Raw genomic sequence first — 24,503 nt, forward strand, 5'->3', positions numbered from 1 at the left:
CTTGGCAGATCTGCTGGAAATACCGCCAGCCCGCCTCTCTGCTGAGGCGCTGGCGGCCCTGCTGGAGGAGTTTGCCAGCCGCGATGGCACCGACTACGGCGACCGGGAGCTTAGCATCGCCGCCAAGGTGCAGCAGCTTCGCGCCCAGCTCGACTCTGGCGCGCTGGCGCTGTTGTATGACGGTGATAGTGAAACCTGGGATCTGCTGCCGCGCGACAGTGCGAGCGTGTTGCTGTCAGGTGGCGTCCTGTCGTGACGCGGCCAGCCAGTGACCACACGCTGGATGTGACCGGTTTGTATTGCCCGGAACCGGTCATGCTGCTGCACAATCGCATTCGCGATATGCAGGTGGGTGAGACCGTGTGCGTAGTGGCCACGGACCCGACCACGCAACGCGACATACCCAAATTCTGCGCCTTTCTTGGCCACGAGCTGCTCACCGAAACGGAGGAGGGCGGCGAGTTTCTCTTCCTGTTGCGCAAAGGCGGCTGAATGACCCCCGCTGGAGAGCCGATGCCATATCATCAGCCGGTATTCTGCGCCGGCCGCGTAGAGCGGGTTTTCGCCGAGTGCTTCTTTCACAGCGAAAATACCTTGCTCTGTGGCGGCGCGGAAGAACCACTGTACGCGCCTGCCGTGCACCCGGGTGAGCCGCATCGACTGTGGTTTCGCGAAGACTTCTTTGCCAGTGCGCTGCACGAGAGCGCGCACTGGTGTATCGCCGGCAGCGCACGTCGGCAGCAGGTTGACTTCGGCTATTGGTACGCCCCCGAGGGGCGCGATCCCGAGGCGCAGGCGGCCTTCGAGGCGGTGGAGGTTCGCCCACAGGCTCTGGAGTGGTGTTTTTCCGTGGCCTGCGGTTATCCGTTTCGTGTCAGCACCGACAACCTCGCGGCGGAGGGCGGCGTCGCCGCCGACCACAGTGCGTTCCGTGCTGCTGTGCGTCGCGAAGCGCTGCGTCTGTCTGGCGCCCCCCTGCCGCGCCGCGCGGCGGTGTTTTATCGGGCCCTGCAGGCGGAGTTCGGCAGAAGTGGACCACTCACGCCGGCCCTGATCAGGGCGACGGCGGCCCAGCCCGATTGATGCGCATTCTCGCCGACCAGAACATTCCTGGCCTGGACGCATACTTCCACGCCCTCGGCGAGGTGCGTGTGATGGCAGGGCGGGACATTGCGGCTCACGACCTGCGGGATGTGGATGTGCTGCTGGTGCGCTCGGTGACGCGTGTGGATAACGCCCTGCTTCAGGGCAGCCGGGTGCGTTTTGTGGGGAGCGCGACGGCAGGGCTGGACCATGTGGATATCCACGGGCTTAGAGCAGCGGGAGTCGGCTTTGCCGCGGCGCCCGGTGCCAATGCCAACGCGGTGGTCGAGTACGTGCTGGCCGCTATCTCCGTACAGCCGGACATGCTGGAGCGGCTGCTTGACGGCGGACGCGTTGGCATTATTGGCTACGGCCACGTCGGCCGCTTGCTGCGGGAGCGTCTTGCGGCGCTGGGTATTGCCAGCCTGCAGTATGACCCGTGGCTGGCGCCAGGCCAGGTGCCGGATCCCGTCTCTCTGGACACCGTGCTGGCCTGTGATGTGGTGTCGTTGCATACGTCGCTGACTCACGACGCTCCCTGGCCCAGTTTTCACCTGCTGACCGCACCGCAGCTCGCCAGGCTGGGCCCGCAGAACCTGCTGATAAACGCGAGTCGCGGAGCAGTTGTGGATCAGGCCGCATTGCTGGCGCGGCTGCAGGCGCCGAACCCGCCACAGTGCGTGCTGGATGTGTGGGAGTTCGAGCCAGAGGTGTCGGTTCCGTTGCTGCGGCAGGTGAGCGTTGGCACAGCGCATATTGCCGGCTACAGCCACGATGCCAAACTGGCCGCCACGCGGCAGCTGGCACTGGCGGTGCAGAATGCTTTCGGCCTTGCGCAACATCCCGTCGCGACAGCGACAGCGGCCGCGGCCGATCCCCTGGTGCCCCCGGCGGGGCTGCGCGGCGTTGCCGTGCTACGCTGGCTGTGTGGGGCGCGCTACGATATCCGTGCAGACGACCGGGCCCTGCGCGAGGCAGTCTTTGGCATCGATGCAGTGCGGGCTCGCAAGGCCTTCGATGAGCTGCGCAGGGCCTACCCCATGCGGCGTGAGCTGGCGGGCAGCCGTGTACAGGCCAGCAATGTAGAGCAGCGCAGGTGGGTCGTGGCGTTGGGTGGAAGCGTGCAGGGCTCTTCATCATTAAAGGGGGACACCGGGGTTCATTAAACTGATTTTGCGGAATCATTTAATGGAGAACCCCCGATGTCCCACGCAGGATTAATACTAGGTCTTCCAGAGCTGGAGGTCGAACGCGTTGATCGCAATGATGCGATTTCTGTCTATGCCAAACCCAGGAAGCGGCCCTGCTGCCTGCACTGCCAGCATCCGAAAATCCGGATCAAGGCGACCTACCAGCGAACCCTGAAGCACACACGTCAGGGGAATCAGCTGATCACCCTGTATCTCAAAGCACCGAAGTATCACTGCCCCCGCTGTGGTCGCTACTTCCGCCACCGATTCAAGGGCGTGCGGCCGCGCTATAGGGCTTCGGAAGCTTTCCGGCTTGAGGTCTTCGAGACCCACGACGGCGGCGTCACCCAGGCCAAACTGACGCGCACGCATGGCATCAGCGCGGCGACCACCGAACGCTGGTATCACGCACACTGTCAACGACGGGTATCCGAGATGTCGAATCGGCCCTGCCCTAAGGTCCTGGGCATCGACGAGCACTTCTTCACCCGCAAACGGGGCTTTGCCACAACCCTCGTGGATCTGCGCCGCAACAAAGTCTTTGATGTGCGCCTGGGGCGCTCCGAGGCCAGCTTGGACGGTTATTTGCGGCGATTGCCGGGTAAGGACAACGTGAAACTCATCGTCATGGACCTGTCGGAAACCTACCGCAACATCGCTCGTCAGTACTTCCCAGGGGCCACGATCGTCGCCGATCGGTTCCACGTTATTCGCCTGGTCAACCAGCACTTCCTGAACGTCTGGAAGGACGTGCACCCGGAGGGTCGCCGGAACCGGGGACTACTGAGCCTCATGCGACGCCATGCCCGGCGCCTGAAACCAGAACAGCGCGAGAACCTGCAGCGCTACCTGAGCGACTATCCGGTCCTGGCAGCGCTCTACGGGGCCAGACAGCGCCTCAACACGCTGCTGCTACTCAAAAACCTCAAGAAGAAAACGGCGCAGAAGAAGTTGCCTGAGCTACTGGAGCTGATCGACCAGCTGCGTCAAAGCCCGCTGAGAAGGTTGGCCAAAACGCTGACGTCATGGCTTGAGCCGATCGTCATGATGTGGCGATTCAGCAAGAGCAATGGCCCCACAGAGGGCTTTCACAACAAAATGGAGATGATGACCCGACGGGCCTATGGGTTCAGGAATTTTGAGAATTATCGACTGCGCGTCTTAACCCATTGCGGGTGGGATGGCATCATTAACCGGGTTTAGTGAATATCGGTGCATCCCCCCTTAAGTGGGGAGAGCCGCGTGCAGTAGCGGACTTGGGATGGAGCGGGAAACCGGGTTCGAACCGGCGACCTCAACCTTGGCAAGGTTGCGCTCTACCAACTGAGCTATTCCCGCGGCGCTTGAGTGAGAGAGTGGCGTCCCCTAGGGGGTTCGAACCCCTGTTACCGCCGTGAAAGGGCAGTGTCCTAGGCCACTAGACGAAGGGGACGCAGAGCCTCTCGGTCAAGAGGCGGCATTGTAGGTAGAGAGCCGGAGGACGTCAAGACCTCGGGGAGCACTTTTTGCCTTCCTGTAGCCGCGGCGGCGCCATCAGGTGAGTTGCAGGCGCGCGGCGGCCTGCGCCCGATAATCGTACAGCTCGCCACGTTCAGCGGCCTCCAGGCGCGCCTCGTCCAGCGCCTGGAAGGTAGCGATCTCCTGGTCGGTCAGAACGTGCAGGCAGTCGCCGCCGAGAAACCACAGCAGGCTGCGGGGAAATGTGGGGGCAAATTCGGGCTGGTGGCTGAACAGCCGCATGGCCAGTTTGGGGCCCACGGTGTACAGCTCCTCATCGGGCAGGCGGTTGCAGGCATCAGCCAGTTCGCGCAGCGGGTTTTCCTCGTCCAGCCCCGCGGTGCGTTTGCCAAGCGTACTGGCGAACTCGCGCCAAAGGCTGCGGCAGTACTGTAAATATTGCGTATCGTCCATTGGCTCGTTCGGTGCGCCGATTGCGGGTACAATGCAGCGCTTGAATTCTCCGGTGGTTTTACTGAGGCGGCATGATACCAGCACTGACGATCGAAAATCTCACCAAGCAATATGCCGGGGGCTTCCAGGCCCTGAAAGGCATCAGTCTCGAGGTGCAGCACGGCGATTTTTTTGCACTCCTGGGCCCCAATGGCGCCGGCAAATCGACCACTATCGGGGTTATTTGCTCACTGGTGTCGAAAACGGCGGGCAAGGTGGCTGTCTACGGCACCGATATTGATGAGGATTTCGCTGCCGCCAAAAAGAACATCGGCATCGTGCCGCAGGAATTCAACTTCAACATGTTCGAGCAGCCCTTCGATATTGTGGTCAACCAGGCTGGTTACTACGGCATGCCGAAGACCCTGGCCAGCCAGCGGGCCGAGCAGTACCTGCGTGAGCTAGGTCTGTGGGAGAAGCGCCACGTGCCATCGCGCATGCTCTCTGGCGGCATGAAGCGCCGTCTGATGATTGCCCGTGCCCTGGTGCACAACCCGCGCCTGCTGATTCTCGACGAGCCCACCGCGGGGGTCGATATCGAGATGCGCCGGTCCATGTGGGATTTTCTGCAGAAACTCAATCGCGAGGGCACAACGATTATCCTGACAACACACTATCTCGAAGAGGCGGAGGCCCTGTGCCGCAATATTGCCATCATCAACCACGGTGAGATTGTCGAGAACAGTTCCATGCGCGATTTACTGCGCCGCCTGCACCGCGAGGTGTTCATCTTCGATGCCGTGGACGATCTGCCTGACGCGGTGGCAATCCCGGATTTTGGCGTGCGTCGCATCGATGAGCGCACACTGGAGGTCGAGGTGGAGAAAGGCCAGCATATCAACGAGGTTTTCGCAGCCCTCAGCCAGTCCGGCATTCGCATCAGCAGTATGCGGAACCGCGCAAACCGGCTCGAAGAGATGTTTGTGCGGCTGGTGGAGGGCGCGAAATGAGTTTGCAGGAACAGTGGGTGGCTCTGGTGACCATTCTGCGCAAGGAGGTCAAGCGCTATCTGCGCATCTGGACCCAGACCTTGCTGCCGTCGGCGATCACCATGTCGTTGTACTTCGTGATTTTCGGGTCCCTGATCGGCTCGCGTATCGGCGATATGGGCGGGTTCACCTACATGCAGTTTGTGGTGCCGGGGCTGATCATGATGGCGATTGTGACCAACTCCTACTCCAACGTGGTGTCCTCTTTCTTCGGCTCCAAATTCAACCACAGCGTCGAGGAACTTCTGGTATCGCCCACACCGAATTACATCATTCTGCTGGGTTATGTCATTGGCGGCGTGAGTCGCGGCCTGTTGGTCGCCGTGATCGTCACCCTGGTGTCGCTGTTCTTTACGGACCTGCATATCCACAGCTTTACGGTGGTGGTGGTGATCGTGTTGATGACCTCCATCCTGTTTGCCCTGGCCGGCTTCATCAATGCTGTGTATGCGAATAACTTCGACGACATCTCGATCATCCCCACCTTCGTGCTCACACCGCTGATTTACCTGGGCGGCGTGTTCTACTCCATGGACCTGCTGCCGGATTTCTGGGCCGCGGTGTCCAAGCTCAATCCGCTGGTGTACGTGGTCAATGCGTTCCGTTATGGGGTGCTCGGCGTCTCCGATGTCAGTCTGGCGGTGGCCTTTGGCATGATTGCCGTGTTCACGGTTGTCGCCTGGTGCTACAGCATGCATCTCTTGAACACCGGCAAGCGCTTGCGCCAGTAAGTCGTGGCGATTGATTCTGAGTCATTGCTGCTGGGCAAGCAGGTGCCCGCAGCAACCCGTTACGCTCCGGAGCTGCTGTTTCCCATTCCTCGACGCGAGGCGCGCGATGCGCTGGGTTACGGGGGCGAAGTGCCCTTCGAGGGTGTGGATATCTGGCACGCCTACGAACTGTCCTGGCTGGATAGCTCGGACAGGGCACAGGCCAGAATAGGGCGCTTCACCATTCCCGCGACGACGCCGAACCTGGTGGAGTCCAAGTCCTTCAAGCTGTACCTGAACTCCCTGAACAACACGGTGTTCGATGACGAGGCGGCGGCACTTGCCTGTATCGTGCGAGACATCAGTGCGGCGGCCGGCGGCGATGTGGCGCTGGCGGTATTTGCCCCCGACGATCCGGCACTGGCTGGCGCGCAACCCAGCGGGCAGTGCATTGACACGGCTGCCGGTCGCTGGCCGCGGCGGGAGCCGGAGGCCGAGATGCTGCAGTGCTCTCGGGCGAGGGTGGTCGAGGAGCAGCTCTACAGCCATCTCCTGCGCTCCCTGTGCCCAGTGACCGGTCAGCCGGACTGGGCAACGCTGTGGTTGCACTATCGCGGCCCTGCTCTGGACCACGCGGCACTGCTCAGCTATATCCTCGCCTACCGGGAGCACCAGGAATTCCACGAGCAGTGTGTGGAGCGTATCTACCGCGATCTCCAGCAGGCCTGCCAACCCGAGTTTCTGCACCTGCAGGCGTTCTACACCCGTCGCGGGGGACTGGATATCAACCCGTTTCGCAGCAGTGGCGGTGGTGAACCGCCATGGTTACGCCTCGCGCGGCAGTAGCGCGTTGCGCCTGCCTTGACATCCGCTGCGTGCTGCGCAAGAGTGGGGGCAAGAACGATAATAACGCTGCGGAGGCCTTTATGGCTGAAATACCGATTCATGTCCTCGCCGTACTCGCGGCCACGCTCGTGGCGTTCATCATTGGCGGATTGTGGTATTCCCCCCTGCTGTTTGGCAGCGCCTGGATGCGCGCTGCCGGTCTTACCGAAGCCCAGGTCAACGCGGGCAACAAGGCCAGGATATTTGGTTTTTCCTTCGTGTTCCTGTTGGTCATGGCGCTGTGCCTGGAACGCTTTCTCGCGGCCCCGGAGGTGACGCTGGCCACGGGCTCGCTGTACGGTTTCCTGACCGGTTTCGGCTGGCTGTTTTTTGCGACCGGTGTCATCACGCTGTTCGAGCAGCGGCCCTGGTCCTATCTGCTGGTGAACGGCGGGTACTGGGTGGTAGCGCTGACCGCCATGGGCGCCATATTGGGCGGCTGGCGTTAACACGCGCGAAAACTCCCGGTAAAACGCTGGCAAGCCGCAGCGGTTGTGGTATGATCCGCGCCCTCACGGTGAGGTGGCCGAGTGGTCGAAGGCGCACGCCTGGAAAGTGTGTAACGGGCAACCGTTCGAGAGTTCGAATCTCTCCCTCACCGCCATTTATCCGCATCGTATCCCCGCACGCCCCCCGTAGACACCGTAGGGTGTTTTTCTTATGCTCCAACCCGGTCGCAGCGTCTTCGTACGGTGACCCGCGCAGAATAATCGTGTTCTCAGTATAAGAATGGCCGGGAGAGGTGATGCGAAGAATCCGTGCTTGCGTGCTTCGGGGAATCATCGCGGTTTTGCCGCTGCAGACAGCCTTCGCGGCCGACGACTATGTATTCGCAAAACTCGTCACACGTGATGCCATAGAGTATCCAAACATCGCTCGGGTACACAACAACGATGGATGGGCCTACTACACCTTTAACATTGGCACCGACGGACGCGCACATGATTTCTCGATTCTGGAATCCAACGGCCTCACCTCATTGAACGAGGCGCTCCGCGAGAGCATCGAATCAAGTGTGTATGAACCTGCGAGGTACAACGGCGTCGCGGTGACTGAGCAGAGTCTTGTAGGGCGCGCCGTTTTCATGCTGGAAGGAAAACCCGGCGCCGCCAGAAAACCCTTCATGCGGAACTACCGTAAAATCCAGTCCGCGCTGCAGGATGGCGAGCTGGACGCAGCCTGGCTACAGCTTGAGGAACTCTCAGCAAAGACTGGCCTGAGTCTGTACGAGGAACTCTACCGGCAGTCGTTGTATGTCATGTATTACGGCCTGACGGGCGACAAGGATCGTGAGTACCTGCATGCCACCCGCGTGCTGGATTTCTACGCAGAGGAAGGGGACAAGTCGCTCCTTGAGGAGGCCGACTATTTCGTGCCTTTTCTGGTGCTGGTTTATCAATACGAAATGGCGGCGATGATGCTCGGCCATGCCTCCCTGTCCGCGCAATGGCTGGAGCAAATGGCGCCCGGAACTGATCTCGCAGCAGAAATGCGCGCACACAGTGAAAGGGTCAGCGCCCGGGTTGAAAACCAGGAGTTCTGGACACGGGGAAAATTGCTCACCCCGATTTACGGCGGAGACCGGTCAACATGGACGACACGGCTGCTGAGGCGCGAGATCGAGTTACGTGATGTCTCTGGGCAGATAGAGGACGTCTTGCTGTACTGCGAGCGAGGTGTCAAGCGGCTTTCTTACACGGTGGGTCAGGGGTGGATCGTTCCCGCATCCTGGGGGCATTGCAATCTCTACGTAACGGGCGTGAGTGGGGCTACGTTTGTGATCGCTGAACTGGTGGATGGCACGCTGGCCCCGGGCGGGTGAGCCGGCTGCGGAGGGGCAGGCCGCTGGCGGTCCAGAACAGTGGCACTGACATCGCGGGCTGGCCGGTGAGATTGCCCCGTTGGGCAAAGGGCATTTTTCCAGACGACACCCAGAGGAATAGTCAGCGAGGTCTGGTACCATGTCCGGGCGACGCCGGTGTGGAGGCGCCAATTAGAACTCCGAAAAAAAACAGCTTCAACTGAACCGGGAACTCTTGGTGGAAAATCGCGTACCTCGACGATATAGCCGCAATTATAGAAAAGCGGTCAAGTACATGCTTGTCTCCATCGTGCTTGGGGCACTGTTGGTAGTGACCAGCATCGGCTGGATGGTGACTGCCTACAAGCTCTATTCGACGAACGAGTTGCTGCTTGGCCGCGAGGTTGCCATGCGGGGAGAAGACGCAAGTGCTGGCAACCTGCGCAACACGGTCACGGCTCTGGAACAGCAGGTAGCGCAACTGCGGGAAGCGAATGCGAGTCTGGTGCAGAATCGGATTCCGGATCTCAATCCCCTGTCCTTTGACGCGATCGTTCCCATCGGCGAGCGCTACCTGAAGAGTATTAGCTTCACACGGACAGGCACGGAGCAGAAAAAGCGGTTTGGGTACCTCGCCGTGCTACAGAACGATCGTCAGCGGGGTATCGCCCCTGATGTCACCATAATCCTGTTCGACGCACTGGGCGTTCAGGTTGGAATGGCGAAGCTTGCTCAAGACGATACGTCCCTGGAAGCGGAGAACCCTGAGCTGAACGCGGGTGAATCACGCTCCTACTATGGTCAGATCAAGTTGACTCGTGACCGCGATCCCGCGTATTTTCATGTCGAAGTACAGTAACTAAACGCAGGCCCTTGTGTAGTCCGCCTATGCTGGCCCCGGGCGTAGGGTTATGGATCACGGCGTGGCTGCGGAGGCATCGCCAGCAACCTATCGGCACAGGGTGCCGCCGTCCACCACCAGGGAATGACCGTTGACATAGCTTGCCTGTGCGCTGCAGAGCCACACGGCGGCTGCGGCAATTTCATCGGCTGTACCCATGCGCCCGCAGGGTATGCTGGCGAGAATCATGTTTTTCAACTCCGGACCCTGTTGCAGTGATGCTTCCAGCATGGGCGTTTGCGTCGAGCCCGGTAACACGGCATTGACCCGCACACCTGCCGTGGCCGATTCCATGGCGGCGGTGCGTGTCAGCCCGAGCACGCCGTGTTTGCTGGCGCAGTAGGGCGACAGCTGCGGCGTGGCGATCAAGCCGGCGCCTGAGGCGATGTTCACGATAGCACCGGCGCCGACGGCATGCATCGCCCGCAGCTGGTGTTTCAGGCACAGGAACACTCCGGTGAGGTTGATGTCGATCACCTCCCGCCAGGCGTCGAGCGAGGTTTCCGCGATCGCAGCGGGTTGCCCGGCGATCCCGGCGCTGTTCACGGCGTAATCCAGCCGGCCGTAACGGGATTCGCAGAGCTCGACCGCTGCCATGACGGCGGCCTCATCGACCACGCTTCCCGTGCGGCCCACGCATTCCAGGGCTTCGCTCAGGACGCGCAGCCGCTGCTCGTCCCGGTCCAGCAGGATCAGATGACAGCCCTGGGCTGCCAGCTGCCGGGCGCAGGCTTCGCCAATGCCGGAGGCTGCCCCGGTTACCAGTGCGACTTTGCCACGCATATCGGGATACTCTACAGCGCTCATCACTTGCCTCCTTTGCCAGCGCACTATCATAGCCTGCATCGTGCAGGCTGCCACCCGCAACGCGGGGGGGACGCCAGCGCTGATCTTCGCTAGAATGCACGCCCTTTGCAGCTCCGTTACCCATGTCCCGCGCCTCAAGCACCCGTTCCCACCGTCCGCCGATCAGTTCACGTTTGCAGCGAGCCCTGTCTGCGGTCGTGGCTGCGGACGCGATGGTACCCAGTGGGGAACTGCTGGCCTGGCTGGGACAGCCGTTGGACCTGCACAGTGCGAGTAAACTCGCCGGGGTGCTGGCCGCGGGCGCTCCCACCACGCGCGCACACGGTGAGGCGGCGGAGGGCTGTGAAGGTTGCGAGGCGGCCCTGCTGACGGTTCACAGGGCGCTACTGCGGGATATCGCGGGCAGTTTTGCCGCCGCCGAGGGCGTGCGGATACCCCTGCCGAGGCTTGATGCACCCAGTGTCCTCGACGGACCAGACGCTGCCGAGCGGCTGCGCAGATTTCACGCCGCGTGGCAGCGGGAAATGGAGCTGCGCATTGTTGCGCTGCGTCGTGACCTGCGCACTCACCTGCGGCAGCGGGCGCCGGCGTTGGCTGCGCTCGCCGCACTGGACGAGGCGCTCGAGCAACAGGTACTGCGGGCAGGGGAGGCGGCGCTGGTCAGCCTCCCGGGCCTGCTGGTGCCACGGTGGGAGACACTGGCGGCGGACACAACAGACGCCGCGGCAGGTGAACAACGGGTGAGCGAACTCAGGGAATTGCTGTTGGCTGAATTGGAGCAGCGTCTGCAACCGGCTCTGGGGCTGGTGGAGGCCTGTTTGGCGTATGGGGATAGGGATTGATCATGCGGTTTTTCGCAGCTTGTATTTTTTTGCTTGGAGCGGGGTTGATTGCCTGGCTCGCGCTGGGATTTGCCGCAAGCAGCAGTCTGGCGCTACTGGTCACGTTGGTCATCGCGGCGGCCTATGCTGTGGGTGCGCTGGAACTCTGGGGTTTCCAGCGTGACACCGGGCGGCTACAGCAGGCCCTGCAAACCGAGCAGTCCGAGTTCGAACACTGGCTGGGACAGCTGCCCAAGACGCTTCGCAGCCCGGTGGCGAGGCGTATCCAGGGTGAGCCGGTCGCGCTGCCGGGGCCGTTGCTGACGCCATACCTCAGCGGATTACTGGTGATGCTCGGATTGCTGGGGACTTTCATCGGTATGATGATCGCCCTGCAGGGAGCAGTGAGCGCGCTGGAGGGCAGCACCGAGCTTGCGGCCATTCGCGCCGGCCTCACCGCCCCGATCAAGGGCCTGAGCATGGCCTTCGGAACCTCGGTTGGGGGAGTCGCGGCCTCTGCCGTGCTGGGCCTGCTCTCCACCATGGCGAGACGCCAGCGGCTGGCGGTGGCCCGTGACCTGGATGTGCGCGGTGTCCAACTGTTCCCCGATCGCGGTCCGCGCCACCATAACGAGCAGATGTTGCAGGAGGCTCGAGCGCAAACCGCTCAGTTGCCTGCACTGGCGGCGCAGGTGGAAGCACTGGTGACGCGTGTCGATACCGCAACCGACAGCCTGCATTCCCGTATGCTCGAGGGGCAGCAGGGGCTGCAACATCAGTTGCTTGAATTGCATAGCGGCCTGCTGGCGCATGTTGGCCAGTCGCTGCGCGAGAGTTTTGCCGACAGCGGGCGGCAGGCGGGAGAGAGCATGGCGCCGCTGCTGCGGGAAGCCCTGCAGGCGATGGCGGCGCAAACCGATGCAACGCAGTCGGCGCTGCGCGGCGCCGTCGCAGACCAGCTGAATGCGCTGCAGGCAGTGCGCGAGCAGGTCGCCCAGACTGTGGCGTCTACCCGGTCGCTGGTCAGCGCCCAGGCCTCGGCAGTAACCGCGCAGGACAGCCTGCGCGAGGCATTACAGGCCACCGTGACGGACTCCCGTACCCTCCTTGAGGCACAGTCCACCAGCGCCGCGACCTTGCTGCAGCAACTGGGAGAGCAGTTGACTGATCATCGGCAGCGCCTGCAGCAGGAGTGGTTGGCTGAACGCAGGCGCTTCGACGAACAGCTGCTGGCACGCATCGAGACACAGGCGACAACCGTGGAGGACGCCCTGACCCGGGCTCTGGCGGCAAATGCGCAACTCACGGTGGATACCCTGCAACCGCTGATTGCCTCGAGCATGGCGGGCCTGGACCGCGCCGTCGCCAGTGTTCGGGAGGAGTCCGGTGCCGCCCTGCAACGCGATCAGGCGCTGCTCGACGCGCAGCGGGGGCTGGTTGCGGAATTGCACACGGCGGCTCGCGCACTGGCAGAGGACGCCGCCCAGTATCGCAGCACGCTGGAAGCCTTTTCTGAGCACACCCGCGCCGCCCTCGCATCCACCAGTGCCGAGTTTGTCTCCACGGTGGAAGCGCAGACCGGCAAGCTGGCCGAGGTGAGTGGCCAGTTTGGCAGTGGTGCGCAGGAGCTGGTGGCGCTGGGTGACGCCCTGGGGAGCGCGGTGGCGCAGTTTGACAGCGTGGCGCAGCGCCTCGCCGATACCCTGCAGCACACAGCCCAGGGTATGGAAGAGGCGGCCGGGCGCAGCGACGAGCAGCTCGCCTACTATGTTGCGCAGGCGAGAGAGGTGATTGATCACAGCGCGTTGGCCCAGCAGAAGCTGCTCGACCAGTTACGGGAGATCAGTCGCAGTGTGTAGGTTCGCAGGGTCTGTCCATGGCTGAGTACGACTATGACGAGGTGGCACAGGACACGCCAGTGTGGGCCGTGTTTGGTGACCTCATGGCGGCGCTGGTGGGCATTTTCGTGTTGCTGCTGGTGTGGACTCTGGGCTTGCAGGTAGAGTTATCGCGGTCACTGGAGGATGAAGTCGCGCTGCGCGAGGCTGAACAGCAGCGACGTATGGAATTGGAGCAGGCTCTGGCTGACCCCCTGACCAGTAATCGTATTACCTTGCAGGATGGTCGTATTGGCATCAGCGGCCAGCTGCTGTTTGAGCTCAATTCCGCTGCGCTGCAGCCCGAAGGGCGCGCGCTGATTGCCAGCCTGGCCGCACCGCTGGCCCGCTACCTGAGCCAGAGCGACCACCTGCTGATGGTCAGCGGTTTTACGGATGACCTGCCCGTTCACGCAGACAACCTGGTGTTCGCGGACAACTGGGAGCTGTCGGCCCAGCGTGCGCTGACGGTGACCCGAGCGCTGGTGGAAGCAGGCTTGTCCAGGGAACTGGTCTTTGCTTCGGCCTTCGCCGAGCAGCAGCCCATTGCGCCCAACACCAGTGCCGATAACCGCGCACTCAACCGGCGCGTGGAGATCGCACCGGTACCACGGACACCGCGTGGAGAAGACGCTGAGTGAGTAGTCAATCGCCCCAGAGCGACCAGGGTCGTGCGTCCCCAGTGCGCCCTGGCAGAAAGGCCTTGCGTGAGCTGCCAACACTGCTGCAGCGGGGTCTGCAGGCCATGTCGCCGCCGTCTCCGCGTCGGGCGCTGGAGGCCAGGCTGCAGGCACAGGAGTTCGCGGCACTGGGTAACGCCGACGGCCCGCTTACCGAGGCGCACAGCGCAGATGGACTGGTAGCGGCCCGCCGCTACCACGAAGCGCAGGCGGGGCAGGTGGTTGACCAGCTGCTCACTGGCTTTCGCGCGGCACTGCCGGAGGCGCCGGGTCCGCTGAACCCAGAGGCCCTGGTGATTCGTGCGCTAACCCGCGCTCAGGCAGTATCCCCGGCCTATGTGGAGCGACTCATGCGCCACGCAGAGGTGCTGTGTGCCCTGCAGCGGGTCACGGCAGCCGAGCCCGCAAACAGCCGACCGGCTCGTACACGACGCCGCAAACCGGTCAAAGCATAGCGACCAGCATCATGCCGAGCCCGGCCACGCCGACACCCCAGATGGCACTGCGCACGTAGGTGATGCCGGCGAGATAGACAGGCAGGTAGGCGACACGCGCCCAGAAAAACACCTGTGCCCCGAGCAGGGCTTCAGCACCATGGCCGCTGACATGGGCAACCAGCGCCAGGGGCACAAAGAGGAGAAAGCCTTCCTGGGTGTTCCCGGCCGCGCGTTCGGCACGCCCGCCAAGGGCCGTCGGCTCGGGCAACTGGTCGCGGTTGCTGAGCCCGGCCTTGAGCCCCTCGGCGGTCCACTCCCGATTGCGCAGGATGGCGCCCAGCATAATGGCGACGAAGGTGAGAAGTGTCATGTAGAGAACCAGCTGCAGCAGGGTGGTCATGGTCGTGCTCCTGTTTATTATCGGGGTGTCGGTCAGATCATGCACTGCACTGGGTGTCCAGTCCAGCGCCCGCTGAAGCGAGCATTCCGGCAGTGGTTTGCCCCGGCGTCATTCCCAGAAACCGCCGCAACACGTATCCTCATGAGATGAGAGATGACATGACATACCGCCTGCGTGATTTCCTGGTACTCCTCGCTTGCCTTGTGGCGCTGACGCGGCCGGTGCAGGCGGGTGTTGATATTCGTGTGGCGGTTGCGGCGAATTTCACGGCGACCCTGGAGGCCCTGGCGGCGGTCTACGAGCCGGCATCGGGTAATCGGCTGGTAGTCAGCCCTGGTGCCACCGGAGCCCTCTACAGCCAGATCGCCAATGCCGCTCCGTTTGATGTCCTGCTGGCGGCGGACGAACTACGGCCGCGTAAGCTGATCGATCAGGGCATGGCCGTGGCGGGGACGGAGTTTGTCTACGCCCAGGGCATTCCCGTCCTCTGGAGCCCGCAGGCGGGCCTGATCGATGAAGAGGCCTCTGTGCTGCGCAGCGGGCGTTTCCGTTATCTGGCCATCGCCGAGCCGCGCACGGCGCCGTATGGCGCGGCTGCACGTAGCGTGCTGGAAGCGTTGGCCCTGTGGGATACGCTCGAACGGCGCCAGCAACTGGTGCGCGGCAGCTCTGTCGCCCAGACCCACAGTCAGGTGGCAGGCGGCGCCGCCGATCTGGGGTTCGTAGCGCTGGCACAGGTGCAAACCGTGCAGGGTATCCCGGGCTCCTACTGGATACCACCGCCTGAGCTGTACGCCCCCCTGACGCAGGGCGCGGTACTGTTGAGTAGTGCGCGTGCACGGTCGGCGGCGCGTCACTTTTTACGCTGGCTGCAAACGGATGCGGAGGCGGCGGCCATCATCGAGGCTGCGGGGTATCGCCGTGACTGACGGTGGCAACGTCTGATGCTGTCTCCGGATGACCTGACCGCACTGTGGGTGACCCTCAAACTGGCGGCTGTGAGCACGGTGCTGCTGATTTTCCTGGCGACGCCGCTCGCATGGTGGCTGTCGCAGACCCGCGCGCGGGGGCGGGTGCTGGTGGAAGCGGTGGTGACGCTGCCGCTGGTGTTACCGCCCACGGTGCTGGGGTTTTACCTGTTACTGTTGCTGGGGCCCAAAGGCCTCGTAGGCGGTGTGCTGGAAGATATCGGTATTGGCCACCTGGCGTTCAGCTTCAGCGGGCTGGTGGTGGGTTCGATGATCTACTCGCTGCCCTTTGTCGTGCAACCACTGCAAAACGCCTTTGCCGCAACCGGGACGCGCCTGCTGGAGGTGGCGGCCACGCTGCGCGCTTCACCGCTGGATCGTTTCCTGACCGTTGCGCTGCCCCTCGCGCGACGTGGTTACTTCACCGCCGCAGTACTGGCCTTCGCCCACACGCTGGGGGAGTTCGGGGTCATCATCATGCTCGGCGGCAATATTCCCGGTGAAACCCGGGTCGCGTCCATTGCCATCTACAACCATGTGGAAGCGCTGGATTACGGCTCGGCTCATGCCCTCGCCCTGACGCTGGTGGTGTTTTCCCTGGTGTTGCTGTCGCTGGTGTATGCGCTCAACCGGCGCGGGCAGTCGGTCGGGGTTCCGGGATGAGCATCGATGCACGTTTTTGCCTGCAACGGGGTGAGTTTCATCTGGACGTGGACGTGACATTGCCCGGTGAGGGCGTCACGGCTGTTTTCGGCGCCTCGGGCGCTGGTAAAAGCACCCTGCTGCGTTGTGTGGCGGGACTGGAGCGAGCGGCTCAGGGGGTGTTGTCGGTGAACGGCCAGGTTTGGCAGCGCGAGGGTTTGTTTTTGCCGGTACATCGGCGCCCGCTGGGTGTCGTGTTTCAGGAGTCCAGCCTGTTCCCGCATTTGACCGGGGCGGGGAACCTGCGCTTCGGCTTGCAGCGCACCCCCGCCGGAGAGCGCAGCGTCGATTGGGATGAAGTGGTGCAGCTGTTGGGGATCGCGCCTCTGTTGTCACGCTATCCGGACTCCCTGTCCGGCGGTGAGCGACAGCGTATCGCCCTGGCCAGGGCCCTGCTGGCGAGCCCGCAGCTCCTGCTGCTGGACGAACCACTCGCCGCGCTGGATGAGGCACGCAAGGCAGAAATTCTGCCGTTTCTGGAGCGGCTTCGCACGCGGTTTGCGCTGCCCATGCTCTACGTCACGCACAGCATGCGGGAGGTGGCGCGACTGGCCGATTACCTGGTGCTGCTTGAAGAAGGGCGTGTACGTGCCCAGGGCCCCCTGCAGGACATGCTGAGTCGCCTCGATCTTTCGTTGGCTGCGGCGGACGACGCCGGCGTAGTCATCGATGCGGTTGTGGCAGAGCACGAGGCACAGTGGCACCTGTCGCGCCTGGAGTTTCCGGGGGGGAGCCTGTGGGTGTCGCGGTGCGCGGAACCGCCGGGCGCGCGGCTGCGCTGCCGGGTGCTGGCGCGTGACGTCAGCCTGACCCGTGAGCGTAATGAACAGAGCAGTATCGTCAATCTGGTGGCCGCGGAGGTGGTGGAACTGGCCCCGGCCGGGTCACCCGCGCACGTGATGGTCAGGCTTGATGCACAGGGGACGCCCCTGTTGGCACGGATCACCCGTCAGTCGCAAGCGCGTATCGCTGTGCAGCCGGGAGAGTGCTTCTGGCTGCAGATCAAATCGGTCGCGCTGCTGCGCTAGTCAGCGCGAAAAGGCTTCCTCGACGTCGCCTGTGAACACCGCCTCCAGCCGCAGGACGATCTCCGCGCTGCCGTTGCGCTCTTCTTCAACGGTGTCACGACGCCAGAAATAACCGGGCTGCACTTCGAGGAACAGCCACTTGCGATTGAGATTCTGCCGGTAGCGCATACCGAATCCGTAGGCCTGGGTCAGCTGGGTGGGCTGCGTTCTGCCATTCAGCGTGCCGTAGACGCCGATGACGCGGTTGTTGCTCAGCCGCTGATTCACAGTCACGCCAGTGTTCCAGCCAAAGCCCTCTTCTTTCTCATCCCAGCGTGCACGGTTGTACCACTGCAGGAGTCGATCACTGCTGACCGCCACGTCAACGTCGAAGCGGGTGTCGGTGCCAAACCGGTCGTCTGTGCGGTAGAGCAGTTCCTGTCGGAAGCGCCCGGATACCTGTTCCGTAAAGGGCATCTGGTAGCGGTAGCGCGCGGCGAGTTTGGGGTTAAGGCCCGAGTTGAAACCCAGACGGAAATCGATACGGTCACGCGCGCCCTCGCGGCCCACCACCTGGAGGGCGACATCATCGGAGAGGTTCTGCTGGTCGCGCAGCAGCTCGTCTCCCAGGCTGCCACTGTCCTCATCGGAAAACAGTAGGCTGACACGCTCGTTGAGGTTAGGCAGGTTGACTTTGCCGCGCAGGCTGAGCCCGGTATCCCAGCCATATTGCTCGCTCCATTCCAGGGAAGGGCGCAGCCGCAGTGTCGAATAGGCCGCTTCGTTGTCGACCCGTCGCACACCGAAAAAACTGTCCATCCAGGTGGCGAGGTCATCGGCGCGGGTGGAGACATAGCGATGTCCCTGATCAAGCCAGGGCGACTCGTCCTCAGGCCTTTCCTCCTCGGCACTGAGAACGACTGGTGTCAGACACAGTGCCATCAGGAGGAGGCAGAGCTGCAGTAGCGGGGGGTTCGGCATGGGCATAGGTCCTGAGGGTGGGCCCCTCGATAACCGTTGACTTTAGCAGTTGCTCTTAACGCCTGCCTGAACTAATTCTGTAAATTTGGCCATGAATCGGGCGCTACAAAACACCGGCTGCGTTCGTTGCCGGCTTCGTCCAGCGCCGCCAGCAATTGTGGTCTGCCACCACTCCCGAAGCGTCGCTCCAGCTGCTCGGCCAGCTGCTGAGCAGCGTGTCCCGTGGGCGCCGTCCGCACCGGTGCCAACCATTCGAGACGTGGAATAATCATCCAGTGGCCGCTGCTGGTGCTGCGCCACTGACTCAGCGGCAGCCACTGGCCTTGTGGCAGGGTGTGATTATAGCCAGCGGGTGGCTGCAGTGGCGCTGCTAGCAGCCTGTCGGACTTACCCAAACAATACCAAGATGGGATAATCCTATCCACGCAAGCGGTGACCGGACACAATAATGGGTAACTTTGTAATCGCTGATCGGGAAACGGACTATCTCTTCCCTCCGTCCATGCAGGACTGGCTGCCTGAGGATCACCTCGCACGATTTGTCGTCGAGGTTGTTGACCAGCTCGATCTGTCTGAGCTGACGCGGCAATATGCTGGGCGAGGCTCCCAGGCACATCATCCCGCCGTGTTGCTCAGTCTGCTGATATACGGCTATGCGACCGGGGTGTTCTCCAGCCGCAAGATCGAACGCGCCACCTACGACTCGATTGCGTTTCGCTACCTGGCGGCTAACACGCACCCGGATCACGACACGATCGCCACATTCCGCCGCCGTTTCCTGCCCCAGTTCGAGGCCCTGTTTTTACAGGTTTTGCTGCTGGCGCGGGAAATGAAGCTGATCAAGCTGGGTCGGATCGCCTTGGATGGCACCAAGGTGAAGGCCAACGCCAGCAAGCGCAAGGCGCTGTCTTATGCGCATGCGAAAAAGATCGAAGCACAGCTCCAGGCCGAAGTCAGCGCACTGGCGGCACAGGCCGAGGCGGCAGACCAGACCCCGGCGGTTGAAGGCCTGGACGTTCCCGCGGAGATCGCCCGGCGCGAAACCCGGCTGGCAGCACTGGCGGATGCGAAACGGAAAATTGAGGCGCGAGCACAGGAGCGCTTCGAGCAAGAGCAGGCGGAGTACGAGCAAAAACAGGCCAGGCGTCAGGCTCAGAGGGACTCGGGAAAAAAGCCCCGGGGCCGGGAGCCTAAAGCACCGCTACCCGGCCCTCGGGAGACCGATCAGGTCAACCTGACCGACGAAGAGTCGCGCATCATGCCGGTATCCGGCGGCAGTTTTGAGCAGTGTTACAACGCGCAGGCTGGTGTGGACACCGAGACAATGCTGATCGTCAGCGCCCACACGACGCAGGCCACGAACGACAAACAGGAGGTTGCTCCGACACTGGCCAGGCTGGGCGCACTACCCGATGATCTGGGCACCGCAACCGACCTGCTGGCCGATACCGGCTACTTCAGCAGGGCCAATGTTCAGGCATGCCTCGGGAGCGATATCCGTCCATCACTGGCAGTGGCCAGGGATCAGCATCATCCTTGCGTCTTTGACCTGATTGCGACCGACGAGCCGGTGCCTGTGACGGATGATCCGGTCGCGCTGATGAAGCATCAGCTGGCGACCCAATCGGGACGCGCGCTATACGCCCTTCGCAAACAGACCGTGGAGCCGGTGTTTGGGATTATCAAACACATCATGGGGCTACGGCAGTTCTCACTGCGGGGTTTGGATAAGGTCTCGGGTGAATGGACATTGGCCACGCTGGCGTGGAATGTGAAGCGCATGAACGTGTTGAGGGCGCCGGTATGAGGGGTTTTTACCGCCTAAAACCCCTGTGTAACGCCATTGATTGCGCCATTGAGGCCGACTGGTCCGACCTGAGACGAATCAGAGGGCCAGAAAAAAATCTGGCCCGTCTCAATTACCATAAACGCCGGCTGCCGGACTCAAGTCCGACAGGCTGCTAGCGGGGCAAAAAGCTGGCCCGACAGCAGGATCTCTCGTAACGGCTCTGCGGCGTGCAGGGCGTCCAGCACCGGCTGTGCGGCGGGCTGGCGGCTGAGCTGAATCTGGTGCTGCGTCAGGCGTTGCAGTTTGCGGTCCAGTCGGTCGATGGTGTTGGGGCCCAGCCAGCTGTACGCCGTTGGGGGATCAGCATCAACGCACGGTGCGTGGCAGCCAAGATAGAATTTCGCGGCGAGCTCGAGATGCACCGGACGCTCGCGCCGTCGGCACCAGTACAGGCAGTCGAACTCCCCAAGCGTTCTGCCGGCGTCACGGACGGGCACATTGTTGGCGATGAGCATTGTCTCGCTATCCTGCTGGAGGAAGAACTGCCAGAGCTGCTCAAAATACAGCCCCAGCCGGGTCGCGGGCCGGGCACTCAACCAATGCATCAGAGAGGATGGATCGCGATCCAGTGCCTGCAACCACGCGACGCGAGCTGCGGTCAGTGGGAAGCTGGCGGTGGTAATCCCCGCCTGCTCCACATGCATCATCGGGGGCGCGAAGCAGGCCCAGGCAAGATCTCTCACCTTGCCGTGCTGCAGGCCGAGTGCTGCAGGTGTTTTGCGGGTGCGGTATTCCTGCATGGGGGCTCTCCTGGATGGGGGGGTGGGCGGGGCGGTACTTTGGCCCGCGCTGCGTCCCGGGGGTCTGCAGAGTTTAACCGGATAGCGCTTTATCCGGGTGAGAGCGGCGCCGTGCCCCGTGAACGGTTAGTATCACGCAAGGCCTGACACTTGGCACGGGCGCGGTGAGCGCCTGCCCGGTGAGGATCGGAACAACAGAGGAGACGAGTTTGTGACGGCGAGTTTTTCTGCGGCAACACCCTGTCGGCTGGACCAGGTTCCCGGCTGGGACCTGGAAACGGATGTCATGGTCGTGGGCTTCGGTATCTCCGGGTCCTGCGTGGCGATTGAGGCCGCCAGTGCCGGTGCGTCGGTAACGGTACTTGAAGTGGCAGGCACCTACGGCGGCAGCGCGGCACTGTCCGGTGGCGAGTTTTACCTGGGGGGCGGCACACCGGTGCAACAGGCGGCGGGCTTCGAGGACAGCAGCGAAGAGCTGTTCAAGTACCTGCTGCAAAGCGGTGGCCCCGGCGCGGATGAGGACAGGGTCCGGCTCTATGCGAAGCAGGCCGTGGCGCATTACGAGTGGCTGGTGCAACAGGGCATTCCCTTCAAGGGCACCTACCTGCCCGGCAAATGGCTGGAGCCGGTGACCGACGATACCCTGATCTGGTCGGGCAGTGAACGCGCCTGGCCGTTTTCTGCGGTGGCAAGCCCGGCACCCCGTGCCCACGCCGCGCAGATGGAGGGCATGGGTGCGGGTCGACTGGTGATGGACAAGCTGGCAGAGCGCGCCCTGGCCTGCGGTGCAGAGGCGTACTTCAATGCCCGCACCCTGTGCCTGGTGGCCGATGCGAACGACGCCGTGCATGGGGTGGTAGCGCGCATCGACGGCAAGATTACCTATGTGCGGGCCCGCAAGGGGGTGGTGCTCTGCGCCGGTGGATTCATCTGCAACAAGGATATGGTGCGTCGGTTCGCGCCGGAGGCGCTGGTGGCGGCGGATATTCCCACCAGCGGCGGTAACGACGACGGCTCAGGCATCCGCATGGGCATGTCCGTGGGCGGCGCGGTGAGCCACATGAACGAGTTCTTTGCCACGAAGCCATCGTTCCCGCCAGATAATATGGTGTTCGGGATATTCGTCAACGAGCGTGGCCAGCGTTTCATCAATGAGGACGCCTACCATGGACGCGCAACGCATTACATTCTGCGCCAACCCAATGGCCGTGCCTGGTTGTTGATGGACAACGGGATATTCGCGCGACCCGATTTCAATCCGGATATCAACATCGCCGCTGTGGGCGAGACCTGGGCGGAAGTGGAGGCTGAACTGGGCATACCGGCCGGCGAACTGGTGCACACAGTGGAGAGTTACAACCGCTATGCCGCCGCCGGTGAAGACCCGGTATTGCACAAGCATGCAGACTGGATGCGACCGTTGGTGGAGCCGCCCTTTGCCGCACTCAGCTTTACCGGCGAGGATTACCCGGCCACCGGCTTCACCCTGGGTGGCTTGACGACTGCGGTGACCGGAGAAGTCCTCAATGCAGATGGCGGGGTGGTACCCGGGCTGTACGCCGCCGGTCGCACCAGCTGCGGTTTGCCGCGCTGGGGCGAGGCTTACTGCTCCGGTATTTCCCTCGGTGACGGCAGTTTCTTCGGTCGACTGGCCGGCCGCGAAGTGGCCAGCCGCGAACCGCAGTAGACGATCGGCCAGGCTCTGCAACAACCTGCACCCGCCCGAGCGGGTGCAGGTTGTTGGGTTCAGGGCAGGCGGAAGGCCACGATCGCGTCACCCATTCTGGAGCCCAGCATGCGGTTGCCGCCTGCGGCAATCACCACATACTGTGCGCCGTCCTCACCCGTGTAGCTCATCGGCGTGGCATGCCCCCCGGCGGGAAGGCGCGCTTTCCACAATTCCTCACCGGTGTCGGTTGCGAAGGCCCGCAGGTAACTGTCGGTGGCCGCGGCGATGAATGTCAGGCCGCTGGCAGTGACCAGAGAGCCGCCGCTATTGGGTACACCGAGGTTGAGCCACAGTGGAAAGGGCGCCAGGTCACGCGTGCCGCCCAGTGGCACTTCCCAGGCTTTCCGGCCGGTGGTCATGTCGATGGCGGTGAGCACCCCCCAGGGTGGCCGGGTGCAGGGGGCGCCAAGCGGCGACAGCATGGGCCCCCGCTTGACCGCATACGGCGTGTCCAGCTGCAGTTCGACCCGCTCGCTGAAGCCGGGCGCTTCGACCACGGCGCGGGGAATCAATTCAATGACGGCGGGCACCCGCGAGGTGTTGGCCAGCAACAGCTTGCGCTGCGGGTCCCAGCTCACGCTACCCCAGTTGCTGCCGCCCATGAAGCCGGGGTAGACCAGCGTGGGTTCTGTGCTGATGGGGGTGTAGAGCCCCGCGTAATTCAGGCTGCGAAACTGTTTGATGCAGGCCTGGCGGTCGAACCAGAGGAAGCCGAACATGTCGTCCTCGGTGAGCTCCGTCGGGTGCAGGGGCTCGGGCAGCACTGGCCAGGGCTGGGTGGGTGAAAGCGCCTCGGGCGCGGGTCCGCCGCGCGGTGCGGGCCGCTCTTCAATGGGCAGCAGGGGCTCTCCAGTCTCCCGGTTGAGGACGAACAGGAAACCCATCTTGGTGGCCTGTACCAGTGCCGGCACTGGCCCCTCGGGGCCGGGATAGTCAATCAGCACCGGCTGGGAGGGCACATCATAGTCCCAGATATCATGGTGTACGGTCTGGTAGGACCAGCGACGCTCGCCGGTCAGGGCGTCCAGCGCGACCACCGAGCTGCCAAAGGTGTCGCGACCGTTGCGCTCGCCGCCGTAGTAGTCCCCGGCCGGGTTGCCGGTGGGAATGAATACCAGGCCGCGCTCGCTGTCGGCAGAGAAGGGCGCCCAGGCATTGGGCGTGCCCGGGACGTAACTGCCTGCCACGCGCTGCTCGGGAGGCAGCGCCTCCCAGCCCCAAACCTGTTTGCCGCTGCGCACATCAAACGCGCGCACCACGCCGCTGGGTACACCACCGCGCCGCAGGTCAGCGACATGGGCCCCTACCACCACGCGGTCGCCGACCACGGTCGGCGCCGAGGTCAGTGCGTACTCGGCGGGCCGCACATCACCGAGATCCGCGGTCAGGTCGATTTCGCCCGAGTCACCGAAGTCCCTACAGGGTTGGCCACTGTCGGCATCCAGCGCCAGCAGGCGGCCGTCCAGGGTTCCGGCCAGAATGCGCGCTGCACAGGCCTGGCCGGATGGTGCATCGGGGCTTTCATGGTAGGCCACACCGCGGCAGGTGACGCTGTAGAGGCCCACCAGTGCCGGGTCTGCATCGTAGTGCCAGCGCTCTTCCCCGGTGACCGGGTCCAGTGCGATGACCCGATTGCGCGGCGAGCACAGGTAGAGGGTGTTGCGGGCGAGAATCGGCGTGACCTGCAGGGCGGGGCTGTTGAAGGCGTCGGGAAAGGTCCCCGGTGCCAGGTCCCCGGTGTGGTAGGTCCAGGCCGGCTGCAGGGTGGCAACGTTGTCCGGCGTGATCTGGGCGTGGCTGACAAACCGGGCGCCACCTTCGTCGCCGCCGTAGTGACGCCAGTCCGCATGGCGCTCGGCCAACACCGGGGGCAAGGCCTGGCGCTGGACCGGCGTGGCATCGCCCGCGCCGCAGCCTGCGAGCAAAATGCCGGCCACTGCCAGGGCAGGGGCGAGGCTGGGGAACCGAATCTGCATGGGTTGTGTTCTCCTGGGTG

The 24,503-nt window shown here is 63.2% G+C and carries 27 protein-coding genes and 3 tRNA genes; 21 read left to right on the plus strand and 9 right to left on the minus strand.

Going from position 1 to position 24,503, the window contains the following annotated elements; all coding sequences use genetic code 11:
- Window position 1: 1 nt before the first annotated feature.
- From R3E49_RS09145 to R3E49_RS09165, 5 genes are read left to right on the plus strand one after another with little or no spacing between them, the layout of a single operon-like run.
- A complete protein-coding gene (locus R3E49_RS09145) occupies window positions 2-256 on the plus strand; it encodes a YheU family protein (protein ID WP_371294759.1) in 255 nt (84 codons plus the stop codon).
- On the plus strand, window positions 253-492 hold the full coding sequence (tusA, locus tag R3E49_RS09150) for a sulfurtransferase TusA (RefSeq protein ID WP_371294760.1): 240 nt from the start codon (window positions 253-255) through the stop codon (window positions 490-492). Before R3E49_RS09145 ends, tusA begins: the two co-directional genes overlap by 4 nt.
- A 21-nt stretch (window positions 493-513) precedes the next feature.
- Window positions 514-1,083: an elongation factor P hydroxylase gene (locus R3E49_RS09155; protein WP_371294761.1), complete on the plus strand. Its 570-nt coding sequence runs from the start codon at window positions 514-516 to the stop codon at window positions 1,081-1,083.
- Entirely contained in the window at window positions 1,083-2,249 is a 1,167-nt protein-coding gene (locus R3E49_RS09160; protein ID WP_371294762.1) for a 4-phosphoerythronate dehydrogenase, read from the plus strand. Before R3E49_RS09155 ends, R3E49_RS09160 begins: the two co-directional genes overlap by 1 nt.
- 36 nt (window positions 2,250-2,285) lie before the next feature.
- Complete coding sequence (locus tag R3E49_RS09165; protein WP_371294763.1) at window positions 2,286-3,476, plus strand: ISL3 family transposase; 1,191 nt, start codon at window positions 2,286-2,288, stop codon at window positions 3,474-3,476.
- Between the two features lie 59 nt (window positions 3,477-3,535).
- Here R3E49_RS09165 and R3E49_RS09170 read toward each other — a convergent pair.
- The 3 genes from R3E49_RS09170 to R3E49_RS09180 all read right to left on the minus strand — a co-directional run bounded on the left by R3E49_RS09170 (window position 3,536) and on the right by R3E49_RS09180 (window position 4,184).
- Window positions 3,536-3,611: transfer RNA gene (locus R3E49_RS09170), tRNA-Gly, on the minus strand.
- Between the two features lie 18 nt (window positions 3,612-3,629).
- Window positions 3,630-3,705: transfer RNA gene (locus R3E49_RS09175), tRNA-Glu, on the minus strand.
- Window positions 3,706-3,806: 101 nt separating this feature from the next.
- Entirely contained in the window at window positions 3,807-4,184 is a 378-nt protein-coding gene (locus R3E49_RS09180) for a PA2817 family protein (protein WP_371294764.1), read from the minus strand.
- A gap of 71 nt (window positions 4,185-4,255) precedes the next feature.
- On the opposite strand from R3E49_RS09180, the gene R3E49_RS09185 reads away from it, so the two are divergent.
- The 7 genes from R3E49_RS09185 (at window position 4,256) to R3E49_RS09215 (ending at window position 9,467) form a co-directional block, all read left to right on the plus strand.
- Window positions 4,256-5,173, plus strand: a complete 918-nt coding sequence (locus tag R3E49_RS09185; RefSeq protein WP_371294765.1) for an ATP-binding cassette domain-containing protein — start codon at window positions 4,256-4,258, stop codon at window positions 5,171-5,173.
- Window positions 5,170-5,943 carry an ABC transporter permease gene (locus tag R3E49_RS09190; RefSeq protein ID WP_371294766.1) on the plus strand — a complete coding sequence of 258 codons (774 nt, stop codon included), beginning with the start codon at window positions 5,170-5,172 and terminating at the stop codon, window positions 5,941-5,943. Before R3E49_RS09185 ends, R3E49_RS09190 begins: the two co-directional genes overlap by 4 nt.
- Window positions 5,944-5,946: 3 nt before the next feature.
- Window positions 5,947-6,768: an NADPH-dependent 7-cyano-7-deazaguanine reductase QueF gene (queF, locus tag R3E49_RS09195; protein WP_371294767.1), complete on the plus strand. Its 822-nt coding sequence runs from the start codon at window positions 5,947-5,949 to the stop codon at window positions 6,766-6,768.
- An 80-nt stretch (window positions 6,769-6,848) separates the two neighbouring features.
- The gene (locus R3E49_RS09200; protein ID WP_371294768.1) at window positions 6,849-7,256 is read left to right on the plus strand and encodes a DUF1761 domain-containing protein; all 408 of its coding nucleotides are present in this window, start codon (window positions 6,849-6,851) and stop codon (window positions 7,254-7,256) included.
- 67 nt (window positions 7,257-7,323) lie between these two features.
- Window positions 7,324-7,411, plus strand: a tRNA-Ser gene (locus R3E49_RS09205).
- Between the two features lie 141 nt (window positions 7,412-7,552).
- A complete protein-coding gene (locus R3E49_RS09210) occupies window positions 7,553-8,629 on the plus strand; it encodes an energy transducer TonB (protein WP_371294769.1) in 1,077 nt (358 codons plus the stop codon).
- Between the two features lie 274 nt (window positions 8,630-8,903).
- Entirely contained in the window at window positions 8,904-9,467 is a 564-nt protein-coding gene (locus tag R3E49_RS09215) for a hypothetical protein (protein ID WP_371294770.1), read from the plus strand.
- Window positions 9,468-9,557: 90 nt separating this feature from the next.
- Here R3E49_RS09215 and R3E49_RS09220 read toward each other — a convergent pair whose 3' ends face one another.
- Window positions 9,558-10,316 carry an SDR family NAD(P)-dependent oxidoreductase gene (locus R3E49_RS09220; protein WP_371294771.1) on the minus strand — a complete coding sequence of 253 codons (759 nt, stop codon included), beginning with the start codon at window positions 10,314-10,316 and terminating at the stop codon, window positions 9,558-9,560.
- Window positions 10,317-10,438: 122 nt separating this feature from the next.
- Here R3E49_RS09220 and R3E49_RS09225 point away from each other — a divergent pair, with 122 nt between their 5' ends.
- From R3E49_RS09225 to R3E49_RS09240, 4 genes are all read left to right on the plus strand, one after another.
- Entirely contained in the window at window positions 10,439-11,158 is a 720-nt protein-coding gene (locus R3E49_RS09225) for a DUF3348 family protein (RefSeq protein WP_371294772.1), read from the plus strand.
- 44 nt (window positions 11,159-11,202) lie between these two features.
- Entirely contained in the window at window positions 11,203-12,996 is a 1,794-nt protein-coding gene (locus tag R3E49_RS09230; protein ID WP_371294773.1) for a hypothetical protein, read from the plus strand.
- A gap of 17 nt (window positions 12,997-13,013) precedes the next feature.
- The gene (locus R3E49_RS09235) at window positions 13,014-13,655 is read left to right on the plus strand and encodes an OmpA family protein (RefSeq protein ID WP_371294774.1); all 642 of its coding nucleotides are present in this window, start codon (window positions 13,014-13,016) and stop codon (window positions 13,653-13,655) included.
- Window positions 13,656-13,717: 62 nt separating this feature from the next.
- Window positions 13,718-14,149 (plus strand): DUF2894 domain-containing protein, encoded by a 432-nt coding sequence (locus R3E49_RS09240; protein ID WP_371294775.1) that lies wholly within the window; start codon window positions 13,718-13,720, stop codon window positions 14,147-14,149.
- Here the strand turns inward: R3E49_RS09240 and R3E49_RS09245 are convergent.
- Window positions 14,139-14,531, minus strand: a complete 393-nt coding sequence (locus R3E49_RS09245) for an MAPEG family protein (RefSeq protein ID WP_371294776.1) — start codon at window positions 14,529-14,531, stop codon at window positions 14,139-14,141. The genes R3E49_RS09240 and R3E49_RS09245 overlap by 11 nt on opposite strands.
- Before the next feature lie 158 nt (window positions 14,532-14,689).
- Between R3E49_RS09245 and modA the strand changes: the two genes are divergently transcribed.
- The 3 genes from modA to modC are packed head-to-tail and all read left to right on the plus strand — an operon-like array spanning window position 14,690 to window position 17,229.
- Complete coding sequence (modA, locus tag R3E49_RS09250) at window positions 14,690-15,460, plus strand: molybdate ABC transporter substrate-binding protein (RefSeq protein ID WP_371294777.1); 771 nt, start codon at window positions 14,690-14,692, stop codon at window positions 15,458-15,460.
- Between the two features lie 15 nt (window positions 15,461-15,475).
- Window positions 15,476-16,162, plus strand: coding sequence for a molybdate ABC transporter permease subunit (gene modB / locus R3E49_RS09255; protein ID WP_371294778.1), 687 nt, complete (start codon window positions 15,476-15,478; stop codon window positions 16,160-16,162).
- Window positions 16,159-17,229, plus strand: coding sequence for a molybdenum ABC transporter ATP-binding protein (gene modC, locus R3E49_RS09260; protein ID WP_371294779.1), 1,071 nt, complete (start codon window positions 16,159-16,161; stop codon window positions 17,227-17,229). The genes modB and modC overlap by 4 nt, the downstream gene beginning before the upstream one ends.
- On the opposite strand, the gene R3E49_RS09265 is transcribed toward modC, so the two are convergent.
- On the minus strand, window positions 17,230-18,189 hold the full coding sequence (locus R3E49_RS09265) for a hypothetical protein (protein WP_371294780.1): 960 nt from the start codon (window positions 18,187-18,189) through the stop codon (window positions 17,230-17,232).
- 71 nt (window positions 18,190-18,260) lie between these two features.
- A complete protein-coding gene (locus tag R3E49_RS09270; RefSeq protein WP_371294781.1) occupies window positions 18,261-18,725 on the minus strand; it encodes a DUF1853 family protein in 465 nt (154 codons plus the stop codon).
- Here R3E49_RS09270 and R3E49_RS09275 point away from each other — a divergent pair.
- Window positions 18,638-19,996 (plus strand): IS1182 family transposase, encoded by a 1,359-nt coding sequence (locus tag R3E49_RS09275; protein WP_371294782.1) that lies wholly within the window; start codon window positions 18,638-18,640, stop codon window positions 19,994-19,996. The two genes, R3E49_RS09270 and R3E49_RS09275, sit on opposite strands and share 88 nt — an antisense overlap.
- 137 nt (window positions 19,997-20,133) lie before the next feature.
- Here R3E49_RS09275 and R3E49_RS09280 read toward each other — a convergent pair whose 3' ends face one another.
- Complete coding sequence (locus R3E49_RS09280) at window positions 20,134-20,778, minus strand: DUF1853 family protein (protein WP_371294783.1); 645 nt, start codon at window positions 20,776-20,778, stop codon at window positions 20,134-20,136.
- Between the two features lie 211 nt (window positions 20,779-20,989).
- Between R3E49_RS09280 and R3E49_RS09285 the strand changes: the two genes are divergently transcribed.
- Window positions 20,990-22,465 (plus strand): FAD-dependent oxidoreductase, encoded by a 1,476-nt coding sequence (locus R3E49_RS09285; RefSeq protein WP_371294784.1) that lies wholly within the window; start codon window positions 20,990-20,992, stop codon window positions 22,463-22,465.
- 59 nt (window positions 22,466-22,524) lie between these two features.
- Here the strand turns inward: R3E49_RS09285 and R3E49_RS09290 are convergent, their stop codons facing one another.
- Window positions 22,525-24,483 (minus strand): pyrroloquinoline quinone-dependent dehydrogenase, encoded by a 1,959-nt coding sequence (locus R3E49_RS09290; protein WP_371294785.1) that lies wholly within the window; start codon window positions 24,481-24,483, stop codon window positions 22,525-22,527.
- Window positions 24,484-24,503 lie beyond the last annotated feature (20 nt).

This window comes from Haliea sp. (genome assembly GCF_041395985.1).
In the GTDB taxonomy this organism is placed as follows: domain Bacteria; phylum Pseudomonadota; class Gammaproteobacteria; order Pseudomonadales; family Halieaceae; genus Haliea.

What these genes read in the sequence shown, in the direction of transcription:
- R3E49_RS09155 (WP_371294761.1), top strand. Translation starts at nt 514, where the DNA reads ATGCCATATCATCAGCCGGTATTCTGCGCCGGCCGCGTAGAGCGGGTT.
- R3E49_RS09160 (WP_371294762.1), top strand. Translation starts at nt 1,083, where the DNA reads ATGCGCATTCTCGCCGACCAGAACATTCCTGGCCTGGACGCATACTTC.
- R3E49_RS09165 (WP_371294763.1), top strand. Translation starts at nt 2,286, where the DNA reads ATGTCCCACGCAGGATTAATACTAGGTCTTCCAGAGCTGGAGGTCGAA.
- R3E49_RS09180 (WP_371294764.1), bottom strand. Translation starts at nt 4,184, where the DNA reads ATGGACGATACGCAATATTTACAGTACTGCCGCAGCCTTTGGCGCGAG.
- R3E49_RS09185 (WP_371294765.1), top strand. Translation starts at nt 4,256, where the DNA reads ATGATACCAGCACTGACGATCGAAAATCTCACCAAGCAATATGCCGGG.
- R3E49_RS09190 (WP_371294766.1), top strand. Translation starts at nt 5,170, where the DNA reads ATGAGTTTGCAGGAACAGTGGGTGGCTCTGGTGACCATTCTGCGCAAG.
- R3E49_RS09200 (WP_371294768.1), top strand. Translation starts at nt 6,849, where the DNA reads ATGGCTGAAATACCGATTCATGTCCTCGCCGTACTCGCGGCCACGCTC.
- R3E49_RS09210 (WP_371294769.1), top strand. Translation starts at nt 7,553, where the DNA reads ATGCGAAGAATCCGTGCTTGCGTGCTTCGGGGAATCATCGCGGTTTTG.
- R3E49_RS09215 (WP_371294770.1), top strand. Translation starts at nt 8,904, where the DNA reads ATGCTTGTCTCCATCGTGCTTGGGGCACTGTTGGTAGTGACCAGCATC.
- R3E49_RS09220 (WP_371294771.1), bottom strand. Translation starts at nt 10,316, where the DNA reads ATGAGCGCTGTAGAGTATCCCGATATGCGTGGCAAAGTCGCACTGGTA.
- R3E49_RS09225 (WP_371294772.1), top strand. Translation starts at nt 10,439, where the DNA reads ATGTCCCGCGCCTCAAGCACCCGTTCCCACCGTCCGCCGATCAGTTCA.
- R3E49_RS09235 (WP_371294774.1), top strand. Translation starts at nt 13,014, where the DNA reads ATGGCTGAGTACGACTATGACGAGGTGGCACAGGACACGCCAGTGTGG.
- R3E49_RS09245 (WP_371294776.1), bottom strand. Translation starts at nt 14,531, where the DNA reads ATGACCACCCTGCTGCAGCTGGTTCTCTACATGACACTTCTCACCTTC.
- modA (WP_371294777.1), top strand. Translation starts at nt 14,690, where the DNA reads ATGACATACCGCCTGCGTGATTTCCTGGTACTCCTCGCTTGCCTTGTG.
- modB (WP_371294778.1), top strand. Translation starts at nt 15,476, where the DNA reads ATGCTGTCTCCGGATGACCTGACCGCACTGTGGGTGACCCTCAAACTG.
- modC (WP_371294779.1), top strand. Translation starts at nt 16,159, where the DNA reads ATGAGCATCGATGCACGTTTTTGCCTGCAACGGGGTGAGTTTCATCTG.
- R3E49_RS09265 (WP_371294780.1), bottom strand. Translation starts at nt 18,189, where the DNA reads ATGCCGAACCCCCCGCTACTGCAGCTCTGCCTCCTCCTGATGGCACTG.
- R3E49_RS09275 (WP_371294782.1), top strand. Translation starts at nt 18,638, where the DNA reads ATGGGTAACTTTGTAATCGCTGATCGGGAAACGGACTATCTCTTCCCT.
- R3E49_RS09280 (WP_371294783.1), bottom strand. Translation starts at nt 20,778, where the DNA reads ATGCAGGAATACCGCACCCGCAAAACACCTGCAGCACTCGGCCTGCAG.
- R3E49_RS09290 (WP_371294785.1), bottom strand. Translation starts at nt 24,483, where the DNA reads ATGCAGATTCGGTTCCCCAGCCTCGCCCCTGCCCTGGCAGTGGCCGGC.